Here is an 18,917-nt window from a genome sequence, read left to right as displayed (position 1 = left end):
TGCTGCGGATGGAGTCCGTCCGCAAGACCTTCGGCACCTCGGTCGTCCTGCGGGACGTCGATCTGGAGGTCGCCCCGCACACCGTGACCGCGCTGATCGGCGCCTCCGGCTCCGGCAAGTCGACGCTCCTGCGGTGCGCGAACCTCCTGGAGGAGATCGACGACGGGGCGATCTGGCTGGACGGCGAGGAGATCACGGACCCGCGCGTCGACCAGGACGCGGTACGGCGCCGTATCGGCGTGGTCTTCCAGGCGTACAACCTCTTCCCGCACATGACCGTCCTGGAGAACATCACGCTCGCCCCGCGCCGGGTGCACGGCGTGGCCCGCGAGGAGGCCGAGCGGCACGCCCGGGAGCTCCTGGAGCGGCTCGGGCTCGGCGGGAAGGCCGACGAGTACCCGGACCGGCTCAGCGGCGGCCAGCAGCAGCGTGTGGCGATCGTGCGCGCCCTCGCCGTACGGCCCCGGCTGCTGCTGCTCGACGAGATCACCGCCGCCCTCGACCCGGAGCTGGTCGGTGAGGTCCTGAACGTCGTGCGCGACCTGAAGGGCGAGGGCATGACCATGGTGCTCGCCACGCACGAGATGGGCTTCGCGCGGGAGGTCGCCGACCAGGTCTGTTTCCTGGACGGAGGGGTGGTGCTGGAGCGCGGGAGCGCCGAGCGGATCTTCGGCGACCCGCAGCAGGAGCGCACACAGCGCTTCCTGCGGCGGATCGTGGAGGCGGGGCGCCTTTAAGAGGGACGCCTTTAAGAGGGGCGTCTATAACGACTGCTGTAAGGACCGCCCCTCCTGGACACCGGTCCTTACACGTCCGCCTGCGCCGCCCCCACCAGCGCCGCGACCCGCTCCACCGCGAACACGTATCCCTGCACACCGCACCCCGCGATGACCCCGTTCGCGCGCAGCGACACGTAGGAGTGGTGCCGGAAGGACTCCCGCTGGTGGATGTTGGAGATGTGGACCTCCAACACCGGCAGGCCGTCGCAGGTGTTGAGCGCGTCCAGGATCGCGACCGAGGTGTGCGAGTAGGCGCCCGGGTTGATGACGATCCCGCAGTGGTCGAGGCGTGCCTCGTGGATCCAGTCGACCAGCTCGCCCTCGTGGTTGGACTGCCGGAGGTCGACCGTGCCGCCGTGCGCGGCCGCCGCCTTGGCACACATCGCCTCGACGTCGGCCAGCGTGTCCTTGCCGTAGATCTCCGGCTGACGCTGCCCGAGCAGGTTCAGGTTGGGGCCGTTGAGAATCATGATCGGGGCGTTGGCCAGGGTGCGGGGCACGGTTCCTCCGGTCCGGTGCGGGCGGGCTGCTCGGACCCGGTTTATCACGGTGCACCGCGCGCGGGACGGCCCGTACCCTCCGGGGATGACGACGATCTCGTACCCGCCCAAGCCCGTGCCCGGTGACCGCATCGCCGTGATCTCGCCCTCCGCCGGTCTGCCGGGGCTCTTCCCGCGCCCCTTCGACCTCGGCCTGGAGCGGCTGCGCAAGGAGTTCGGGCTGGAGCCGGTCGAGTATCCGACGACCCGCACGATGGGCTCGACGCCGCGAGAACGCGCCGCGGACATCCATGCCGCCTTCGCCGATCCGGACGTCAAGGCGGTCATGGCGTCCATCGGGGGCGACGACCAGATCACCGTCCTGCCGTTCCTGGACCGGGAGTTGATCCGGGCGAACCCGAAGCCGTTCTTCGGCATGAGCGACAACACGAGCCTGCTCGCCTTCCTGCGCACCACCGGGATCGTCGGCTACCACGGCGCGACGGTGATGACCGCGCTCGGCCGCCCGGTGGCCATGAACCCGCTGACGGCCGACTCCCTGCGGGCCGCCCTGTTCACCACCGGCCCCTACGACCTGCGCCCCGCCGAGCGCTGGAACGACGTCAACCGCGACTGGGCCGACCCGGCCACCTTCGAGGAGGAGCCGGCCACCAGGCCGGGCGACGGCTGGACCTGGGTGAACGCCGACCGCGTGGCCGAGGGGCGCAGTTGGGGCGGCTGTCTGGAGATCCTGGCCTGGCATCTGATGGCCGACCGCGAGATCGCGCGGGAACTCGGCGAGTACGACGGCGACGTGCTGCTCCTGGAGACCTCGGAGGAGATGCCGAGCGGTGTCGAGGTCTTCCGCACCCTGCGCAACATGGGCGAGCGCGGGTTTCTGCACCGCTTCTCCGCCCTGTTGATGGGCCGCCCGAAGACCTGGTCCTTCGAGCGCCCCAACAGCCCGGAGGAGGGCGCCCGTTACGCCGCCGAACAGCGCGAGGCGGTCCTGCGGGCCATGCGTATGTACGCCCCCGACACTCCGATCGTCTTCGACGTGGACTTCGGCCACACCGACCCCCAACTCGTCCTCCCCTACGGCGGCACGGTCCGCGTCGACGGCCCCGCGCGGCGCATCACCGTCACGTACTGACCCGCCCCCGCGCGCCCCCGTAACCCCTGATCACGGTGGGTAGTTGACGCGGCATGCACGACGTACGCACCGTAAGGGCGCCCTCCATGCCACGGCTCGCGGCCGCCTCGCTCGCCGGGACGGCCATCGAGTTCTACGACTTCTTCGTCTACGGGACGGCCGCCGCGCTGATCCTGGGGCCGCTGTTCTTCCCGACCTTCTCGCCGCTGGCGGGGACACTGGCCGCCTTCGGGACGTTCGGCGTGGGGTTCGTCGCGCGGCCGCTCGGCTCGGTGCTGTTCGGGCACATCGGGGACCGGCGCGGGCGACGGCCGGTGCTCGTGGCCTCCCTGCTGCTGACCGGCGGTGCGACCGTCGCGGTCGGCTGCGTGCCGACGTACGACACGATCGGGGTGGCCGCTCCGGTGCTGCTCCTGGTGCTGCGCTTCCTCCAGGGGCTGGGGCTCGGCGGGGAGTGGGGCGGGGCCGCGCTCCTCACCGCGGAGCACGCCCCCGCAGAACGGCGTGCCCTGTGGTCAAGCTTCCCGCAGATGGGGCCCGCGCTGGGCTTCCTGCTCGCCAATGGTGTGGTGCTCGCGCTGTCGGCCACGCTGTCCGAGACCCAGTTCGCGGCGTGGGGATGGCGCGTGCCGTTCTGGGCGGCCGGAGTACTCGCCGTGGTCGGCCTTTGGCTGCGTTCCTCCCTCACGGAGAGCCCGCGGTTCCTGGAACTCGACGACCACGCGCGCGTGCCGCTCGCCGAGGTCGTACGCGACCATTGGCGGCTCGTTCTACTGACCGCCGGTGCGCTCGCCGTCGGGTACGCGATCTTCTACGCCGTCACGACCTGGTCCCTCGCCTATGCGACCGAACGGCTCGGGGTGAGCCGTACCGTCATGCTCCCCTGCATCATGGGCGCGGTCCTGGTGAAGGGCTCACTCACCCCGCTGATGGCGCTGCTCGGCGACCGGTACGGGCGACGGCCGCTGTGTCTGGCCGGGTGCGCGGGCGCCGCGCTGTGGATGTTCCCGATGGTGGCGCTCCTCGCGACCGGGCAACCGTTGCCGATGTTCGTCGGCTTCCTGGGCGCGATGGTCGCGTTCATCACGATGTTCGCGGTGATCGCCGCCTATCTGCCCGAGCTGTACGAGCCGCGGGTGCGCTGCACGGGTGCCGCGGTCGGCTACAACCTCGGCGGGGTCCTCGGGGGCGCGCTCACGCCGATCGTGGCGACGGCGCTGGTGGAGCGGGGCGGACGGGTGCCGTGGGGCGTGGGCGCGTATCTGACGGGGATCGCGCTGCTGAGCCTCGGCTGCTTCGCGCTGCTGCCGGAGACGCGGCCGGTCCCGGTGACGGTCGCGGAGCCGGTCACGGATTGATCGCCAGCTCCAGATAGGCGGCGAACAGCACCAGGTGGACGCCGCCCTGGAGAGGTGTGGCCCGGCCGGGGACGACGGTCAGGGAGCTGACCACCACGGTCAGGGCCAGCAGCACCATGTGGGTGGCGCCGAGGCCGAGGACCAGCGGACCGGAGAGCCAGATCGAGGCCAGGGCTACGGCGGGGATCGTCAGGCCGATGCTGGCCATGGCCGAACCGAGCGCGAGGTTGAGGCTCGTCTGCACCCGGTCGCGGCGCGCGGATCGCAGGGCGGCGATGGTCTCGGGCAGCAGCACCAGCAGCGCGATGATCACACCGACGACGGCGTGCGGGAGCCCGGCCTTGGACACCCCGGACTCGATCGTCGGCGACACCCCCTTGGCCAGGCCGACCACGCCGATCAGGGCCAGGCCGAGCAGCCCCAGGCTGATCAGGGCGGTGCGGGCGGTGGGCGCGTCGGCGTGGTCGTCGACGGTGATGACCTCGCCCTGGCGGGTGATGGGGAGGAAGTAGTCGCGGTGCCGCACCGTCTGGGTCGCCACGAAGAGGCCGTACAGGATCAGCGAGGACAGCGCGGCGAAGGTCAGCTGGACACCCGAGAACTCCGGGCCGGGCTTGCTCGTCGTGAACGTCGGCAGCACCAGGCTGAGCGTGGCCAGGGTGGCGACCGTGGCGAGGGCGGCGCCGGTGCCCTCGGGGTTGAAGACCGCGGTGCCGTGGCGCAGGGAGGCCACCAGGAGGCTGATGCCGACAATGCCGTTGCAGGTGATCATGACGGCCGCGAAGACCGTGTCCCGGGCCAGGGTGGAACTCTTGTCGCCGCCGTCCGCCATCAGGGTGACGATCAGAGCGACCTCGATGATCGTGACGGCGACGGCGAGGACCAGCGAGCCGAACGGTTCGCCGACCCGGTGGGCGACCACCTCGGCGTGGTGCACGGCGGCCAGCACGGCCCCCGCCAGGACCAGCGTCACGAGGGCCACGACCGCGCCGGGCAGATCGCGCCCCCAGGTGAACGCCAGCAGGACGACCGCGAGCGCCGGTACGACGGACGTCCACCGGGTCGTGAGCCGAGCCATCATGCGGCGATCGTCGCAGAGGGCACAGGGCCCCGCACTCCGGGGAGCGCGGGGCCCTGACGGGTCACTGGAACTCGGTCTTGTCCACGACGTCGCAGTCGGTGAAGGACGGCGGCCGGGTGCACAGCGTGGCCATGTGTTCCGCGAACTTGGTGGTCTCGGGGTCGTTGCTGTTGCGCATGGCCTCCTCGTACGAGTCGAACTCGATCACCACGAGACAGTGGCCGGGTTTGTTGCGGTCCCGCAGCACGAGGCGGCGGGTGGGCCCGCCGGAGCGGCCGGCGAGCCGCTGGTCCGTCTCCTCGGCGAACTGCCGCATCTCCTCGAAGCGATCGGTCTCGAAGTCGACGATCTGCACAAACTTCATCGGTGCGTCCATGACTCCAACGAAGCACCGGAAGCGGTGCTCGGCAATTCGCCGCGCACCGCTCCTGGTGGTGGTTCTTCCTACGTTCTCCGTGGTCAGGCCTCGATGCTGTCCTTCGGAGCGCCTTCGCCACTGCTCTGCGCCGCCTCGGCCGCCGCCTGCTTCTTCGACGCCCTCAGGCTGGTGATCGTGGTGACGACCAGGACCGAGCAGATCACGCCGAGCGAGACCGGAATGCTGATCTCGGGGACGTGCACCCCGGACTCGTGCAGGGCGTGCAGGACCAGCTTGACGCCGATGAAGCCGAGGATGATCGACAGGCCGTAGCTGAGGTGGACCAGCTTCCGCAGCAGACCGCCGATGAGGAAGTACAGCTGCCTCAGGCCCATCAGAGCGAACGCGTTGGCCGTGAAGACGATGTACGGGTCCTGCGTCAGACCGAAGATCGCGGGGATCGAGTCGAGCGCGAAGAGCACGTCGGTGGTGCCGATCGCGAGCATCACGACGAGCATCGGGGTCATGACCCGCTTGCCGTTCTGCTCGATCCACAACTTGGTGCCGTGGTAGCGGTCGGCGACACCGAACTTGCGCTCGGCGGCCTTGAGCAGCTTGTTCTCCTCGAACTCCTCTTCCTCCTCGTCGGCGCGGGCCTCCTGGATGAGCTTCCAGGCGGTCCAGACGAGGAAGGCGCCGAAGATGTAGAACACCCACGAGAAGCTGGCGATGATCGCGGCTCCGGCCGCGATGAAGATCGCCCGCAGCACCAGGGCTATGAGGACACCGACGAGGAGCACCCGCTGCTGGTACTGCGAGGGCACCGCGAACTTCGCCATGATCAGGACGAAGACGAAGAGGTTGTCCACGCTGAGGGACTTCTCGGTGATGAAGCCGGCGAAGAACTCGCCACCGGCCTGTCCGCCACCGAAGACGATCAGACCGAGGCCGAAGAGGCCGGCCAGGGCGATCCAGACGATGGTCCAGATGCCCGCTTCCTTGATGGACACGTCGTGCGGCTTGCGGCCGATGAAGAAATCGACCGCGATGAGGGCGGCTAGGCCCACGATGGTCAGGACCCACAGGGTCGTAGAAACTTCCACTGCGCCTCCGGCAGTACGTAACGGCAAGTAACCAGCGTCGTTGCGCTGCCGGAGGTCTCTTCCACCCACGGTGGGCCGACGCCCCGGGACCGGAAGCCGGTCCGTATTGACGGGTACGCCGCATCGACAGGGAGTACTCCCCTCCGTACGGACAACAGTACCCCAATCACCAAGGAAAGGTAAAGTGAAGGGCAAAAGAAAGGTCAAAGCCCCAGGTAGGGATGGCTTTACTAGTACTTGGTACGGGCGGCGGCGACCTGGGTGAGGACCTGCTGGAGCACCTCGCTGCCGGGCGGCGCGAGCGCCGGTTCGTAGGTCCAGGCGTGACCGACCCAGGGGTCGGCGAGGTGGTCGTCGGGCACCGGGGTCAGGCGCATGAGTGAGCGCCAGAGGGGGTCCAGCAGGGGGCCGTAGGCGGAGGCCTCCTCACGGTCCGCGACCATCATCAGATGGACGCCGACGGCCGGTCCCTCGTCCGCGAGGTAGCGCAGCTGGTTGACGGCACGGTCGTCGAAGCCGTGCGGGAAGTCGTTGACGATCAGCAGCTGTTCGGAGGTGTCCAGGCCCGGCGGGAGGGAGTCGGCCGCGCCGCCGCGCACCGCCATCTGCACCAGGTCGACCCGCTGGGTGAGCCGCGCGAGGGTCTCCGCGACGCCTGCGGCGCCGACGGCGGGCGGGGCGGCGAGCACTCCGGTGCGCCCCAGCGGGGCCAGGGCTCGCGTCGCCGAGCCGGCCGGGTCGATGACGTGCACGGTGTAGTAGCCGGCGGGATGCACGGCCAGGAGCCGGGCCGCGAGCGCCACGGCCGTGTCCATGGCAAGTCCGCTCAGCGTGTGCGCGTCGACGAACGAACCGTCGAGCGAGCCGGAAGCTCCGCTGTCGATCCACAGACCGCGCTCCAGCGGCAGCCGGATCAGCATCGGGATGCGCAGTTCGGCCGACTCCGGCAGACACAGGTCGCCGAGGCGGACGGCCATGGGCGACTCGAACGGCACTCTGTAGCCGTGCCAGACCGGGCTGTCCCAGCGGGCGTACGCCGGGGGCAGGGCGGGCTCGACGACCTCGGACTCGGCGGTGAGTTGGGCGAGGTCCCGGTCGAAGGCGGCCCGGGCCTGTTCGACGAGCTGGGCGTGCTTGGCGCGGGCCGCCTCGCGCGCGGTGTCGCCCTGGCCGCCGATCCTGTTGCGCGGGTCGGCCAGTGCCTGGTCGAGCTCCTTCTCCATCCGGGAGTCGGCGAAGTCGACGGCGCTGCGGTACGCGGCCGTGGTGCGGGCGAGGTCCTCGAACATGCCCCACACCTGGTTGTAGAGCCGCTCCTCCATGGACCAGCCGGTCGCGTCCCCGGCGACGGGCGGCGCGGGCTGGCCGGGCGGAGAGGGAGTCGCGGCGGTCGGTGACTGCGTGGGCGGGGGCGAGGTGCTGTGTCCGCGGCGTGGGTGCCGATAGTCGACCGGGCCCGCGGGGGTGGGCTCCTGGGTGGATCCGGGGCCGGTGGGCGTCCGGGCCGGTCCGGCGCCGCCGGGCGAGCCCGTGGGGTCGGCGCCTGCCGCCCCCGGCGCTCCGGCGGCGGGCTCCGCGGCCGGGGAGCCCGTGGGCCCGGTCGGGTGCGGGGCTGCCGAGGTGCCGGAGGGCGCAAGGCCGTCGGAGTACCCGGGCTGGGGTGCACCCGGCGCCGGGGCGCCCTGCACGCCGTACGGGGACACGGGACGCGGCGGTACGGCGGGTGCCTGCGCGGGGGTCTGGACCGAGCGGGCGAGGGAGCGGGCCACCGCTTCCTGGACGGTGCTCGCGAGCTGGTGGGCCTGGGGCAGGCCCTGGTCGGTGAGGAGTTCGACGAGACCGCCCGCGTAGCCCTGGCCGACGGCGCGCACCTTCCAGGCGCCCTGCCTGCGGTACAGCTCCAGGGCGACGACGGCGGTCTCGGTGTCCAGGCCGATGAGGGTGTAGCCGGCGATCTCGGTGCCGTCCAGGCCGGTGACGGCGACGAACGGGGCGGCGACCGCGCCGAAGCGCCCGGGGCCGTCCGCCGTCATGGGGAGCGCCAGCAGCACGGCGACCCGGTGGACGGCCTCCGGCATCGCACCGAGGTCCACGGCGAGGCGGTGGTCGGCGGCCGCCTGCCGGGAGACCTCCAGCCCCGGCAGGGTGGGCGCGCCCGGGTGGGCGACCCACTCGACGCCGTGCACCTTGCCGTGCTCGTCACCGAGCGTGGCCCCGGCGACGACCGGTGTGCCGGCCGAGATCCGGATCTCGAGACGGACGTGGGAGAGCGGGTGGTTCTGCCCCCGCACCAGCTCGGCCGCCATCGCCTCGTCCCCCTGCTGTCGTGGTGTCGGTCGGGATGCCGCGCGGCGCGGCCTACAGGTGCGGCAGGATCGCCGGCATCAGGTCCTGGAAGGTTCGGCCGTTGGCCGGGGAGCCGAGGGCCGTCATCGTCCAGCCCGGGCCGGACCGGTGCACCTTCGCCATGATCTGGGCGGTGTAGGAGCCACCGCCGGCGAGCGTGTAACGGGCGAGTTCCTGGCCGGTGTTCTCGTCGACCAGACGGCAGAAGGCGTTCTGCACCTCCTGGAAGGTCTGGCCCGTGAAGGAGTTCACGGTGAAGACGATCTGGTCGATGTGGACCGGGACTCGGGCCAGGTCGACCAGGATCGCCTCGTCGTCACCACCCTGGCCCGCGCCACCGACCAGGTTGTCGCCGGTGTGCTTGACCGAGCCGTCGTCGCTCACCAGGTGCCGGAAGAAGACCACGTCGATGGGCTGCTTGTCCGCGAACAGGACGGCGGAGGCGTCGAGGTCGATCTCCCGGGTGCGGGAGCCGAACAGGCCGCGCCGAGGTGCCGCCTGCCAGCCGAGGCCCATGCGCACCGCGGTCAGGCTGCCGCCGTCGTCCTTCTGCAGGCTGATGGCCTGACCCTTGGTCATGTTGACGGTCACGCGCTGGTCCCCTCTCCCGGTCCCCTGTTGCCGCGGCGCCCGCGGTTGTCCAGAACCCTACGCAGGGCCACTGACAGTGACGCACCTCGCACCGCACTTTGTGTCGGTCTTGCAACACACCGCGACGGGGCTCAGGCCAGGCCCGCCTCCTTCATCTGGCGGAGTTCCTTCTTCATCTCGGAGACCTCGTCGCGCAGCCGGGCCGCGATCTCGAACTGGAGGTCGGCTGCGGCGGCGCGCATCCGGGCCGTCATGTCCTCGATCTGCTCGGCGAGTTCGGCCGCCGGGCGGTCGGTCGGGGTGTCCTTGCCCTTCGCGGAGTTCCTGGCACCGCCCGCCTTGGCGAGGGCGGGCACGGGAGCCTTGGCGCCCTTGCCGTCCTTCGCCCCCTTGCGATAGCCAGAGCCGAGCAGCTGCTCGGTGTCCACGTCCTCGCGGGCGATCTGCGCGACGATGTCGTTGATCTTCTTGCGCAGCGGCTGCGGGTCGATCCCCCGCTCCGTGTTGTACGCGACCTGCTTCTCCCGGCGGCGGTTGGTCTCGTCGATGGCCTTCTCCATCGCCGGGGTGATCTTGTCGGCGTACATGTGGACCTGGCCGGAGACATTGCGCGCCGCGCGGCCGATGGTCTGGATCAGGGAGGTCCCGGAGCGCAGGAAGCCCTCCTTGTCGGCGTCGAGGATCGCCACCAGCGAGACCTCGGGCAGGTCGAGGCCCTCGCGCAGGAGGTTGATGCCGACCAGGACGTCGAACTCACCGGCCCGCAGTTCGCGCAGCAGCTCGACGCGGCGCAGGGTGTCGACGTCGCTGTGCAGATAGCGGACCTGGATGCCGAGTTCCAGGAAGTAGTCGGTGAGGTCCTCGGCCATCTTCTTGGTGAGCGTGGTGACGAGGACGCGCTCGTCCTTCTCGGTGCGGGTGCGGATCTCGTGCACCAGATCGTCGATCTGGCCCTCGGTGGGCTTGACGACGACCTCGGGGTCGACCAGGCCGGTCGGCCGGATGATCTGCTCGACGACGCCGTCCCCGCGCGAGAGCTCGTACTTGCCGGGGGTCGCCGACAGGTACACGGTCTGGCCGATGCGCTCGGTGAACTCCTCCCACTTCAGGGGGCGGTTGTCCAGCGCCGAGGGGAGGCGGAAGCCGTGGTCGACGAGCGTGCGCTTGCGGGAGGCGTCGCCCTCGTACATGGCACCGATCTGGGGCACGGTCACATGCGACTCGTCGATGACGAGGAGGAAGTCGTCCGGGAAGTAGTCCAGCAGGGTGTTCGGCGGGGAGCCGGGCAGACGGCCGTCGAAGTGCATCGAGTAGTTCTCGACACCGGAGCAGGAGCCGATCTGGCGGAGCATCTCCAGGTCGTACGTGGTGCGCATCCTCAGGCGCTGGGCCTCCAGGAGCTTGCCCTGCTTCTCCAGCTCGGCCAGGCGCTCCCCCAGCTCCTTCTCGATGTCGTTGACGGCTCGCTCCATGCGCTCGGGTCCGGCGACGTAGTGGGAGGCCGGGAAGACGTACAGGTGCTCGTCGTCGCTGATGATCTCGCCGGTGACCGGGTGCAGCGTGGAGAGGGCCTCGATCTCGTCGCCGAACATCTCGATGCGGACGGCGAGCTCCTCGTAGACCGGGAAGATCTCGATGGTGTCGCCGCGCACCCGGAAGGTGCCTCGGGTGAAGGCCAGGTCGTTGCGGGTGTACTGGATGTCGACGAAGCGGCGCAGCAGTTGGTCGCGGTCGATCTCCTCGCCGACCTTGAGGGGGACCATGCGGTCGACGTACTCCTGGGGCGTACCGAGGCCGTAGATGCAGGAGACGGAGGCGACCACGACGACGTCGCGGCGGGTGAGTAGGGAGTTGGTCGCGGAGTGGCGCAGCCGCTCGACCTCCTCGTTGATCGAGGAGTCCTTCTCGATGTAGGTGTCCGACTGCGGGACGTACGCCTCGGGCTGGTAGTAGTCGTAGTACGAGACGAAGTACTCGACGGCGTTGTTCGGCAGCAGCTCGCGGAACTCGTTCGCCAGCTGGGCGGCCAGGGTCTTGTTCGGCGCCATCACGAGCGTGGGGCGCTGGAGCTTCTCGATCATCCACGCGGTGGTGGCGGACTTTCCGGTGCCGGTCGCACCGAGCAAGACGACGTCCTTCTCACCTGCCTCGATGCGCCTGGCCAGGTCGGCGATGGCCGCCGGCTGGTCGCCGCTGGGCTGGTAGGGGCTGACGACCTCGAAGGGCGCCACCGTACGTTCGATGTGGGAAACGGGCCGCATGGAATCCACCGTACGACCCACCACTGACAACCGGGTCGCGTCGGGGATCGCATCGGGGGTCGCACACGATCGGAACCGAGTGTTCCGCAAAGCCTGTGGGCCGACGCTTCAGGTCAGCGCTTCTGGGGCGTGCGGGAGCCGTGGGGGTCCGCCTGTCGTCGGGTGCGCAGCGAGGGGCGGCGGGCGGAGGGGTGCGGGACGAGTTCACGGGCGGGCACGCCCGGCTTGTTCTCCGCGGGCGACCACACCGGCTTGCCCATGACCATCAGCGGGTCGAACATCACGACGACCGCGGCGAGCAGCAGGAAGGCGAGCGGGCCGATCAGCATGGGCCAGAGCAGGGAGGCGGGCGAGTCGCCGGTCCCGGGGGTGCCCGTGCCGTGGAGATGGACGCTGAGGGCGGCCATGCCGGTGTAGTGCATGCCGGTGACGGCAAGGCCCATGACCAGGCTCGCGCCTACACTCCACAGGAACCCGCGGACCTGCCCGGCGGCCCACAGGGCGGCGGTGGCGGCCACGACGGCTATCACCACGGAGGCGGCGACGGTGAGCGTGTTGTACTCCAGCCTGCCGTTCAGGCGCATCCCGGCCATGCCGAGGTAGTGCATGGAGGCGATGCCCAGGCCGGTGATGGCGCCCCCGGTCATCAGGGCCGTGCCCTGGGCGCCGCGGTAGCCGACGATGAAGACGCCGATGCCCACCATGACGATGGCGACGCCCAGGCTCGCGAACGTGATCGCCTTGTCGTAGTGGATGGGCGCCTGGACGACCTTGAAGCCCATCATCGCGACGAAGTGCATGGTCCAGATGCCCGAACCGATCGCGGCGGATCCGAGAGCCAGCCAGCCGGGCCGCCAGGAGCGGCTGACCAGCATGGATCTGGTGGTGCAGCGCAGGCCCAGGGCTCCGCCCAGGCAGGCCATGAAGTAAGCCACCAGCGGTGTGACGAGTCCGTAGCTGAATCCGTCGACCGTGCCTTGCATGCGCGGCTGCCCTTCCCGCCTTCGTGCGTCCTGGAATTTCCCGGAATACGCCCCCCCTCCCTGGACCGCTTCGGCGGTCAGGAGTGAGGCAGAGAGTATGACCCCCACCGGAATGGTCGAACGATTTTCCGGCAAAGAAACACGTCCTTGCCCCAGTTGTGCGGCACCAGTGAGCGGACTTGGGGCACCTGCCTTCGGGTTGTGGCCATTCTGTACCGCCCTGCCGGTGACCCGGTGCTGTCACAGTGGTGCTGTACGTGATTGCTCGACGCGAGGAGTACGTATGCACGCGCGTGTCGCGGCCGCCGCGGCCATGGCGCTCCTGGGGACCGCCGCCCTCCTGCTGCCCGCCTCCGACGTCCGGGCCGCGAGTGCGCGGACCGAGGTCATCGCCCACCGGGGCGCCTCCGCCCACGCCCCCGAGAACACCCTCCCGGCCGTCGACAAGGCGGCCGCGCTCGGCATCGACTGGGTCGAGAACGACGTCCAGCGCACCAGGGACGGCACACTCGTCGTCCTGCACGACGACAACCTGCGACGCACCACCGATGTCGAGGAGGTCTACCCCCGCCGGGCGCCCTGGAAGGTGAGGGACTTCACCGCAGCCGAGATCGCCCGCCTGGACGCCGGCAGCTGGTTCGGCAAGGCGTTCAGGGGCACGCGCGTGCCGACTCTGAAGCAGTACCTGGACCGTGTCGACCTGCACCACCAGAAGCTCCTTCTGGAGATCAAGAACCCCGAGCTGTACCCCGGCATCGAGAAGCAGACCCTCAAGCTCCTCGCCAACGAGAGCTGGCTCGACCAGGGGCACCGGGACCGGCTGGTCGTGCAGAGCTTCAGCGCGGCCGCATTGCGCACCGTCCACGAACTGAAGCCCGCGGTCAGGACGGGCTTCCTCGGTACACCGTCCGTCGCGAGGCTGCCCGGGTACGCGGCCTTCGTCGACCAGATCAACCCGTCGTACGGCTCCATCTCCACGGCGTACGTCTCCGCCGTGCACGCCTTCACGGGCCCGCACGGCAGGCCGCTGGAGGTCTTCACCTGGACGGTGGACACCGCGGACACCGCCCGGCTGGTCGCGGGGTACGGCGTGGACGGGGTCATCACCAACAGGCCCGACACGGTGCGGGCCGCACTGGGCGAGTAGCGGGCCGTTTCCGCAGGTCGGCACGGGTTGTCAGTGGCGGCCCGTACGGTGGGGCGCATGGACAGCGATGAGCGGGACGAGCAGCGGATCGTGTGGGCCGTCGTCGGGACGGACATCGGCCCGCTGCTCCTGGCCGCGACCCCCGAGGGTCTGGTCAACGTGGTCTTCCACGCCACGGACGCGGTGCGCGACAGGTCGTTGAAGCAGCTGGCGTCCCGGCTGGGCGACGAGCCGGTCGAGGCGCCCGGCTCGCCGCTGCTGGCCGAGGCGATACGCCAGGTCGAGGCGTACTTCGCGGGCGCGCGGCACGACTTCGAGCTGCCGCTGGACTGGTCGCTGATCTCGGGCTTCAACCGGCAGGTGCTGCGCGAGCTGGCCTCCGGGGTGCCGTTCGGCTCGGTCGTCGGCTACGGCGACCTGGCCCGGCGGGTCGGGCAGCCGGGGGCCGCGCAGGCCGTCGGGGTGGCGATGGGCTCCAATCCGCTGCCGGTCGTGGTGCCCTGCCACCGGGTCGTCGAAAGTGACGGCGGCATCGGCGGGTTCGGCGGGGGCCTGGAGACCAAGCGGAAGCTGCTCGCCCTGGAGGGCGTGCTGCCCGAGCCGCTGTTCTGAGAGCAGTTCCCGCGGTTCGCGCGCGACGGCTGGCCGGAAGGGCGAGGCGGTAGCAGACTCCGCCGTGCGCACAGCCACTGGCATCCGAGGGCTCGGAGCCGAAGGGACGGCGAATCAGACATGAGCGGGAACAGGGCAGTCGCGTATCTCAAGCCGGGCGCGGTGGAGGTCAGGACCGTCGACCATCCGACGCTCGAGCTCCAGGACGGGCCGGGGGTGTCCCCCGAGGCGGTCGGCAGGAAATGCCGGCACGGGGTCATCCTCAAGGTGCTCGCCACCAATATCTGCGGAAGCGACCAGCACATGGTGCGCGGGCGGACGACCGCGCCCGAGGGACTGGTCCTCGGCCACGAGATCACCGGAGAGGTCGTCGAACGGGGGCCGGACGTCGAGTTCGTCGAGGTCGGCGACATCGTCTCCGTACCGTTCAACATCGCCTGCGGGCGGTGCCGCAACTGCAAGGAGCGCAAGACCGGCATCTGCCTGAACGTCAACGCGTCCCGTCCGGGCGCGGCCTACGGCTATGTCGACATGGGCGGCTGGGTCGGCGGCCAGGCGGAGTTCGCCATGGTCCCGTACGCGGACTTCAACCTGCTGAGGTTCCCCGACCGGGACGAGGCCCGCGAGAAGCTGCTGGACCTGACCATGCTGTCGGACATCTTCCCGACCGGCTTCCACGGCGTGGTGAGTTCGGGCGCGGGCGTCGGCTCGACGGTGTACGTCGCCGGGGCGGGCCCGGTGGGTCTGGCGGCGGCCGCGTCGGCACAGCTGCTGGGCGCCGCCGTGGTCATCGTCGGCGACCTCAACGCCGAGCGGCTCGCGCAGGCGCGCAGCTTCGGCTGCGAGACCGTCGACGTGTCGCAGGGCAGCGTGGAGGAGCAGATCGCGCAGATCCTCGGGGAGCCCGAGGTGGACGCCGCGGTCGACGCGGTCGGCTTCGAGGCACGCGCGCACGGCAGGGACGCCCCGGAGGCGCCCGCGACCGTCCTCAACTCCCTGATGGGCGTCACACGCGCGGGCGGCGCGCTGGGCATCCCCGGCCTGTACGTCACCGACGACCCCGGCGGGGTCGACGAGGACGCCAAGAGCGGGACGCTGAAGGTGCGGCTCGGGCTCGGCTGGGCCAAGAGCCACCGCTTCACGACCGGACAGTGCCCGGTGATGACGTACAACCGCAGCCTGATGATGGCGATCCTGCACGGCCGTGTGCACATCGCCAAGGCGGTCAACGCGACCGTCATCGGGCTGGAGGACGCACCGCGCGGCTACGCCGAGTTCGACCAAGGCGCCAGCCGCAAGTACGTGCTGAATCCGCATGGGGCGCTGGACGGCGTACGGCCGGTCTGACCGCACCGCGGCGAGGGGCCACGCGCGCGTGCGTGACCCCTCGTTCGCTAGTCGTAGTGCCGTGCCTCGAAGACGTTCCCGTCGGGGTCACGGAAGTAGAAGCTGCGCTTGGCCATGCCGCGGGCTCCGTAGGAGTCGTGGGAGATGCCCGAAACCGGAACCGCCTGTTCCTCCAGGCGGGTGCGGAGTGTCTCGAAATCGTCGGCGGGCAGAGCGAGGCAGACATGGTTGACGGGGTGTCCCGCGCTCTCGGCGGCACCGGGGACCATCCTCATGCGCTCCGCCATGGCGAGCGGCATCAGGTCGAGGATGGTCTCGTCGTTGAGCCGTACGGACGGGAAGGGCACCACTCCGGCGGCGAAGTCGGTGAGCCTCAGCGGCTGCATGCCGAGCGTCTTCTCGTAGAAGTCGGCCGATGCCACCGGGTCGTGCACCCAGAGGACCACATGGTCGAGACGTGTCGAGTTGTCCGTCATGCCCCCAGGCTGGTGTCCTCCCCCACAGCCCGCAAGGGCTTGACCGGCCCCGTCGTCCGCCAGAGATCAGGGAAGACCGAACGACGGGAGGCAGGCACGTGGTGCTGGTGGTGTCCGAAGAAGTGCGCGAGGCGATCGACGCGCGTCGACCCGTGGTGGCTCATGTTGGCCTGGACAAGGAACAGCTGAAGCGGGGTCGCCAACGAGGACGGCATGCGCAAGGTCGGCCACCGGGATCTCTCGCTCGCGGTGGCCTCAGGGGCGAGCGGGGCGACGACCGTGTCGGCAACGGCGCTGCTGGCCGCCCTGGCCGGGGTGCGGGTGTTCGCGACGGGCGCGCACCCGGATCACCGTGGTGTGCGCGGGCGTGAAGTCCATCCTGGACGTGCCCGCGACGCTCCAGCGGCTGGAGACCCTCGGGGTCGCGGTGGCCGGATACGGCACGGACCGGTTCCCCGGCTTCTACCTGTCCGACTCAGGGCACCCCGTGGAGTGGACGCTGGAGTCTCCGCGCGAAGTGGCGGACGTCATGCGGGCGCAGGACGCCGTCGACGGGCCCGAGTCGGCGCTGATCGTCGCCAACCCGGTGCCCCAAAGCGAGCAGCTGGATCCCAGGCTGCACGCGCGCGTGCTCGCCGAGGCGCTCCAGGCGTGCGAGGAGGCCGGGGTGAGCGGGCAGGGGGTCACGCCGTTCCTGCTGAAGTACCTCGTGGACCACACGGACGGTGCCTCGCTGAGCGCCAACCTGGCGGCGGTACAGGGCAACGTACGGCTGGCGGCACGGATCGCGGCAGCCTGGGCCGGGGCGTGACGGAGCGGGGGGCGCGGCGGAGGCCGGCGGTGCTGGCGGTCCGGGCGGTGCGGACGGTGCGCTGCTGGTCGTCGGGGACGTCATCACCGATGTCGTCGCCCGGCACCGGGGGCCGCTCGCGTGCGGTACGGACACGGTCGCCAGGATCCGCACGGTGCCGGGCGGCGCCGGTGCCAACGTGGCCTGCTGGGCCGCTCACGAGGGCGGCACGGACGTACGGCTGCTCGGGCGGGTGGGTGCGGAGGCGGTCACCTGGCACGAGCGGGAGCTGGCCGCGTGCGGAGTACGGCCCCATCTCGTCGTCGATCCCGACGCGCCGACCGGGACGGTGATCTGCCTCGTCAACTCGGAGGACGCGGCCGAGCGGACGTTGATCACCGACAGCGGGGCGTCGGTGCGGCTGGCACCGGAGGACTGGTCGGACGCGCTGCTCGACGGTGTGGCGTGGCTGCACCTGTGGGGGCACCTGCTGTTCTCGGAGACGAGCCGGGCGCTGGTGGCGGTGGCCGTGGAGGCGGCACGCGCGCGTGGTGTGCCGGTGAGCCTGGACCCGGCGTCGGCGGGGTTCCTCACGGAGCTGGGCGTGGGCCGCTTCCTGGAGCTCGTCGCGGGCATGGACGTCCTGCTGCCGAGCCGGGACGAGGCGTGTCTGCTGACCGGGTTCCCCGACACGGCGGACGCGGCGGCCGAACTGAGCCGCCACGTACTACTGGTGGTCGCCGAGCAGAGCGCGGACGGCGCGCTGATCGCCCGGTCCGGCGCCGTCGGCGTCCAGGTGCCTGCCGTACCGGCGACACCCCGGGACACCACCGGCGCCGGTGACGCGTTCACCGGCGCGTTCCTGGCCGCCTTGGTGACGGGCGCGGATCCCGAGAAGGCGGCGGCCGAGGGGTGCCGGGCGGGGGCGCCGGCGGTGGAACGGATGGGCGGGAGGCCGCCGGGGGCGGGCTGACGCTCGTCCGTCTGGCCGTCTGGCCGTCTGGCCACCCGGCCACATAGTCGCCTGGCCGCCCGATCGCCGAGCGGCGGTCAGCGCGTCGGCGGTCGGCTCATTTGCAGTCGGCAAGTCGGCGGGCGGCGCGTCGACACATCGGCGGTCGGCGCGTCCGCTCCCGCTCTCCTCCCGCTTCCTACGCCTTGCGCCCCCACGCCGAGATCAGCGGGGCCGTGGCCAAATCCATCGTGCCGGAGGCGACGTTGGCGAGGTGCTGGTCGATGTCCTCGTCCGTGGCGAGGCCCTCCGTGACGAGCCGGTCGCGGATCTGCCGGATCGTGGCGGACTCCAGGGCGGCACAGGCGGGCGAGGCGAGCGGGAAGTACGCGTCGGCGGTCACCTGGCGGAGCCCCGCCTCGCGCAGCAGGCGCGGGAGCCGGCGGCCGTAGGAGAGGTCGGCGCCTCGGTCGGCGAGGAGCTTGCGGAAGCCCTGGCGCAGCCGGTTGGCCAACTGCTGCTCGGGACCGTACTCGTCGGGGCAGGTCAAGGGCTGGAGCGCGGGGTCGGCATCCTCCAGCAGGAGCCGTCCGCCGGGGCGCAGCGCCTTGATCATCGACTGCAACGCCCGTTCCCGGTCCGGGACATGGACGAGGACGAGCCGGGCGTGCACCAGGTCGAACCCCTCCCCCGGCGGTTCCTCGGCGCTCACGTCGTGGACGCGGACGTCCACCGGCGGGCGGGCCGCGGGCACGAGCCGGGAGGTGTCGATGTCGGTCGCGACGACCTTCCCGGTCGGGCCGACCTTCTTCGCCAGCCAGGACACCACGGACGTGCCGCCGGCGCCGACCTCCCAGCAGCGCCAGCCGGGTCCGATGCCGAATCCTTCGAGGTGCCGGAAGGTCGTGGGGTCGAAGAGGGTGGCGAAGGCGTCGAAACGTTCTGCCGCCTCCGCCTGCTGGTTGGCGAGGAGATACCCGTCGGTTCGCGTCATGACGCGATCATCCCAGTTGCCGGGCTTGTCCGGAGCGGTCGACGCGAGTTGTCCACAGGCGGGAACTTAGCGGAATGTCCCGTTTCCACAGGCTCACCCGGTGCTTA

17 protein-coding genes and 1 pseudogene are annotated in these 18,917 nt (G+C 70.8%); 8 read left to right on the top strand and 10 right to left on the bottom strand.

Annotated features, from left to right (window positions below):
* Positions 1 to 8: 8 nt before the first annotated feature.
* Positions 9 to 737: an amino acid ABC transporter ATP-binding protein gene (locus ABZ896_RS14460; protein WP_360927399.1), complete on the top strand. Its 729-nt coding sequence runs from the start codon at positions 9 to 11 to the stop codon at positions 735 to 737.
* 68 nt (positions 738 to 805) lie between these two features.
* On the opposite strand, the gene aroQ is transcribed toward ABZ896_RS14460, so the two are convergent.
* Positions 806 to 1,279 (bottom strand): type II 3-dehydroquinate dehydratase, encoded by a 474-nt coding sequence (gene aroQ / locus ABZ896_RS14455; RefSeq protein WP_360927269.1) that lies wholly within the window; start codon positions 1,277 to 1,279, stop codon positions 806 to 808.
* Between the two features lie 85 nt (positions 1,280 to 1,364).
* On the opposite strand from aroQ, the gene ABZ896_RS14450 reads away from it, so the two are divergent.
* Together ABZ896_RS14450 and ABZ896_RS14445 are read left to right on the top strand one after the other, a co-directional pair.
* Positions 1,365 to 2,411 (top strand): S66 peptidase family protein, encoded by a 1,047-nt coding sequence (locus ABZ896_RS14450; protein WP_360927266.1) that lies wholly within the window; start codon positions 1,365 to 1,367, stop codon positions 2,409 to 2,411.
* Between the two features lie 86 nt (positions 2,412 to 2,497).
* Positions 2,498 to 3,769: an MFS transporter gene (locus ABZ896_RS14445; protein ID WP_360927263.1), complete on the top strand. Its 1,272-nt coding sequence runs from the start codon at positions 2,498 to 2,500 to the stop codon at positions 3,767 to 3,769.
* Here ABZ896_RS14445 and ABZ896_RS14440 read toward each other — a convergent pair.
* From ABZ896_RS14440 to ABZ896_RS14410, 7 genes are all read right to left on the bottom strand, one after another.
* Positions 3,759 to 4,850, bottom strand: a complete 1,092-nt coding sequence (locus ABZ896_RS14440) for an ionic transporter y4hA (protein ID WP_360927260.1) — start codon at positions 4,848 to 4,850, stop codon at positions 3,759 to 3,761. The two genes, ABZ896_RS14445 and ABZ896_RS14440, sit on opposite strands and share 11 nt — an antisense overlap.
* 61 nt (positions 4,851 to 4,911) lie before the next feature.
* Positions 4,912 to 5,214: a hypothetical protein gene (locus tag ABZ896_RS14435; RefSeq protein WP_360927257.1), complete on the bottom strand. Its 303-nt coding sequence runs from the start codon at positions 5,212 to 5,214 to the stop codon at positions 4,912 to 4,914.
* A gap of 95 nt (positions 5,215 to 5,309) precedes the next feature.
* Positions 5,310 to 6,311, bottom strand: coding sequence for a TerC family protein (locus ABZ896_RS14430; RefSeq protein ID WP_360927254.1), 1,002 nt, complete (start codon positions 6,309 to 6,311; stop codon positions 5,310 to 5,312).
* A 230-nt stretch (positions 6,312 to 6,541) separates the two neighbouring features.
* Entirely contained in the window at positions 6,542 to 8,617 is a 2,076-nt protein-coding gene (locus tag ABZ896_RS14425) for a TerD family protein (protein ID WP_360927251.1), read from the bottom strand.
* Between the two features lie 52 nt (positions 8,618 to 8,669).
* On the bottom strand, positions 8,670 to 9,248 hold the full coding sequence (locus ABZ896_RS14420; protein WP_360927248.1) for a TerD family protein: 579 nt from the start codon (positions 9,246 to 9,248) through the stop codon (positions 8,670 to 8,672).
* Positions 9,249 to 9,379: 131 nt separating this feature from the next.
* On the bottom strand, positions 9,380 to 11,509 hold the full coding sequence (uvrB, locus tag ABZ896_RS14415) for an excinuclease ABC subunit UvrB (protein WP_360927245.1): 2,130 nt from the start codon (positions 11,507 to 11,509) through the stop codon (positions 9,380 to 9,382).
* A gap of 113 nt (positions 11,510 to 11,622) precedes the next feature.
* Positions 11,623 to 12,492 carry an MHYT domain-containing protein gene (locus ABZ896_RS14410; protein ID WP_360927242.1) on the bottom strand — a complete coding sequence of 290 codons (870 nt, stop codon included), beginning with the start codon at positions 12,490 to 12,492 and terminating at the stop codon, positions 11,623 to 11,625.
* Positions 12,493 to 12,775: 283 nt separating this feature from the next.
* Between ABZ896_RS14410 and ABZ896_RS14405 the strand changes: the two genes are divergently transcribed.
* The 3 genes from ABZ896_RS14405 (at position 12,776) to fdhA (ending at position 15,598) form a co-directional block, all read left to right on the top strand.
* Positions 12,776 to 13,639: a glycerophosphodiester phosphodiesterase family protein gene (locus ABZ896_RS14405; RefSeq protein WP_360927239.1), complete on the top strand. Its 864-nt coding sequence runs from the start codon at positions 12,776 to 12,778 to the stop codon at positions 13,637 to 13,639.
* A 57-nt stretch (positions 13,640 to 13,696) separates the two neighbouring features.
* A complete protein-coding gene (locus ABZ896_RS14400; RefSeq protein WP_360927236.1) occupies positions 13,697 to 14,251 on the top strand; it encodes a methylated-DNA--[protein]-cysteine S-methyltransferase in 555 nt (184 codons plus the stop codon).
* A 120-nt stretch (positions 14,252 to 14,371) separates the two neighbouring features.
* Positions 14,372 to 15,598, top strand: coding sequence for a formaldehyde dehydrogenase, glutathione-independent (gene fdhA / locus ABZ896_RS14395; RefSeq protein WP_360927233.1), 1,227 nt, complete (start codon positions 14,372 to 14,374; stop codon positions 15,596 to 15,598).
* A gap of 47 nt (positions 15,599 to 15,645) precedes the next feature.
* Here the strand turns inward: fdhA and ABZ896_RS14390 are convergent, their stop codons facing one another.
* A complete protein-coding gene (locus ABZ896_RS14390; RefSeq protein WP_360927230.1) occupies positions 15,646 to 16,074 on the bottom strand; it encodes a VOC family protein in 429 nt (142 codons plus the stop codon).
* A 98-nt stretch (positions 16,075 to 16,172) separates the two neighbouring features.
* On the opposite strand from ABZ896_RS14390, the pseudogene ABZ896_RS14385 reads away from it, so the two are divergent.
* Positions 16,173 to 16,885, top strand: a pseudogene (locus ABZ896_RS14385) (pseudouridine-5'-phosphate glycosidase).
* Between the two features lie 61 nt (positions 16,886 to 16,946).
* Positions 16,947 to 17,837 (top strand): PfkB family carbohydrate kinase, encoded by an 891-nt coding sequence (locus ABZ896_RS14380; protein WP_360927396.1) that lies wholly within the window; start codon positions 16,947 to 16,949, stop codon positions 17,835 to 17,837.
* Positions 17,838 to 18,015: 178 nt separating this feature from the next.
* On the opposite strand, the gene ABZ896_RS14375 is transcribed toward ABZ896_RS14380, so the two are convergent.
* On the bottom strand, positions 18,016 to 18,810 hold the full coding sequence (locus ABZ896_RS14375; protein WP_360927228.1) for a methyltransferase: 795 nt from the start codon (positions 18,808 to 18,810) through the stop codon (positions 18,016 to 18,018).
* Positions 18,811 to 18,917 lie beyond the last annotated feature (107 nt).

This window comes from Streptomyces sp. NPDC047072, from assembly GCF_040643855.1.
In the GTDB taxonomy this organism is placed as follows: Bacteria; Actinomycetota; Actinomycetes; order Streptomycetales; family Streptomycetaceae; genus Streptomyces.
The sequence above is the reverse complement of the archived record's forward strand: the minus strand, read 5'-3'. Positions and strand labels throughout refer to the sequence as shown.

Coding starts and splice junctions, on each gene's coding strand:
- ABZ896_RS14400 (WP_360927236.1), top strand. CDS start 13,697: ATGGACAGCGATGAGCGGGACGAGCAGCGGATCGTGTGGGCCGTCGTC.
- fdhA (WP_360927233.1), top strand. CDS start 14,372: ATGAGCGGGAACAGGGCAGTCGCGTATCTCAAGCCGGGCGCGGTGGAG.
- ABZ896_RS14375 (WP_360927228.1), bottom strand. CDS start 18,810: ATGACGCGAACCGACGGGTATCTCCTCGCCAACCAGCAGGCGGAGGCG.
- ABZ896_RS14450 (WP_360927266.1), top strand. CDS start 1,365: ATGACGACGATCTCGTACCCGCCCAAGCCCGTGCCCGGTGACCGCATC.
- ABZ896_RS14440 (WP_360927260.1), bottom strand. CDS start 4,850: ATGATGGCTCGGCTCACGACCCGGTGGACGTCCGTCGTACCGGCGCTC.
- ABZ896_RS14410 (WP_360927242.1), bottom strand. CDS start 12,492: ATGCAAGGCACGGTCGACGGATTCAGCTACGGACTCGTCACACCGCTG.
- uvrB (WP_360927245.1), bottom strand. CDS start 11,509: ATGCGGCCCGTTTCCCACATCGAACGTACGGTGGCGCCCTTCGAGGTC.
- ABZ896_RS14425 (WP_360927251.1), bottom strand. CDS start 8,617: ATGGCGGCCGAGCTGGTGCGGGGGCAGAACCACCCGCTCTCCCACGTC.
- ABZ896_RS14435 (WP_360927257.1), bottom strand. CDS start 5,214: ATGAAGTTTGTGCAGATCGTCGACTTCGAGACCGATCGCTTCGAGGAG.
- ABZ896_RS14405 (WP_360927239.1), top strand. CDS start 12,776: ATGCACGCGCGTGTCGCGGCCGCCGCGGCCATGGCGCTCCTGGGGACC.
- ABZ896_RS14445 (WP_360927263.1), top strand. CDS start 2,498: ATGCCACGGCTCGCGGCCGCCTCGCTCGCCGGGACGGCCATCGAGTTC.
- ABZ896_RS14390 (WP_360927230.1), bottom strand. CDS start 16,074: ATGACGGACAACTCGACACGTCTCGACCATGTGGTCCTCTGGGTGCAC.
- ABZ896_RS14460 (WP_360927399.1), top strand. CDS start 9: ATGGAGTCCGTCCGCAAGACCTTCGGCACCTCGGTCGTCCTGCGGGAC.